Source organism: Rhodococcus sp. P4_B6 (assembly GCF_056402215.1).
Genome location: NZ_JBFUHV010000435.1, coordinates 1 through 1,408, shown reverse-complemented (window position 1 = coordinate 1,408; position 1,408 = coordinate 1). Strand labels below are relative to the sequence as shown.

2 protein-coding genes and 1 pseudogene are annotated in these 1,408 nt (G+C 65.0%); 1 reads left to right on the top strand and 2 read right to left on the bottom strand.

The window, feature by feature from the left end:
* Positions 1–281 precede the first annotated feature (281 nt).
* Positions 282–485, bottom strand: a complete 204-nt coding sequence (locus tag AC1DWT_RS51340) for a three-helix bundle dimerization domain-containing protein (protein ID WP_095863913.1) — start codon at positions 483–485, stop codon at positions 282–284.
* Positions 486–597: 112 nt separating this feature from the next.
* On the opposite strand from AC1DWT_RS51340, the pseudogene AC1DWT_RS51335 reads away from it, so the two are divergent.
* Positions 598–885 (top strand): annotated as a pseudogene (locus AC1DWT_RS51335) (transporter substrate-binding domain-containing protein); the annotation flags it as partial.
* A gap of 315 nt (positions 886–1,200) precedes the next feature.
* Here the strand turns inward: AC1DWT_RS51335 and AC1DWT_RS51330 are convergent.
* Positions 1,201–1,408: integrase core domain-containing protein (locus tag AC1DWT_RS51330; protein WP_477926282.1), on the bottom strand; the 208-nt coding region annotated here is incomplete at its 5' end.

Sequence of the window (1,408 nt, the reverse complement as noted above, 5' to 3'; positions counted from 1 at the left end):
TTGCGGGCTTCGATGGCCTTGACGGTGTTGTCGAACGGCTTTCCCAGGACTCGGGTGCCGAAGACGCCGAGCAGGGCCCCCCGCACCGCCGTTCCCGCAGCGAGAAGTCTTCGCTGTCGAGCGCGGGCACGGGTGAACAACGGAACCCGCCATCCGGGCCAGGCAGGGTGGCGGGTTCCTCGCACGGCCCCGCAGGGCCGGTGGCAGTGACCGGTAACCGGTTTCCGGGTGGTCAGTCGAGAGCTGATGCGTCGCGGGTCCTCCGCCATCACGTCAAAAAGTCATGCCGCGAGCAACGAGCCGAGCTTCACCGTCGCCGCACGCTCGACGAGCAACGGAACGAAATCCCGAATCGGGCATCCCGAAAACTGGGCGACCGCCTCGCCCACCGCGGTCCCGACCGCCTCCCGCGATGCGGCCGGGAACTTGTTCAGCAACCGTACCGCGACCTGCGACAGCTGGCGCACTTCCTCCGCAGTGTTCATACCCCAAAGCCTGCGCTCTCGATCTCGGCGGCTGCGTGTCCCGAGCGGAAACGGGGATTGAACAGACCATGAACACCCAGGCGGGGGTCATTCGCCGGTACGGTTCCGGGCTGACTGCCTGGTCGTCCTCCCACAGCGTCAGGCCGACGCCGCCAGCAGCGACGACACCATTCTCGAGGGCCTCGCCGCCCAGGACTCGACCTTCGAGATCGGCGGTCCCGCACTGGAATTCGAGCCGTACGGCGTCGGCATCAACAAGACCAACACCGATCTGGTGCACCGGGTCAACGGCACCCTCGAGCGGATGCGCACCGACGGGACGTGGACGACCCTCTACCGACGTTGGCTGACCGCCCTCGGCCCGCCCCGCGATCCACCCGCCCCGACCTACCGGGACTGAAGTGCCCCCATTCCGGGAGCAACCCAGCCGCCGAGGACGAAGACACCGCCCACGACGCAACGCTGCTCGACCATCGCAGTATCGATGGCGGTCAGGTCGTCCGCCCCGAGAAGTCACGACGACCTCACTTCCCGGAAACGCGGTGGTTGCTCCACGCCGCATACGATGGTGACGCACCCAGCACATCAACCGGATGGTCACCCGCTGATGACGACTCCCTCGCCCCGACACCCACTCGCTGAGCCCATCCCGAACCCTCGCCCGGACAGGCACCCTGAGGTTCCCCCCGAACGGTGGACAAGGGGGTTGCGTGCCTCAGGCGACTCCCACCTGAAGCAACTTCTCGTAGCTGTCGGGACTGTGCATCCCCACCGTAGAGTTCCGTCGAACAGTGTTGTAGAAGACAATCCAGTTGTCAACGCCAGCAACGAGATCAGCCTTCGTTGCATAGACGTGCCGATAGTATTCTTCATGCTTGAAGATCGACCAAAACGATTCGGATGGACTGTTGTCCCAACAAATC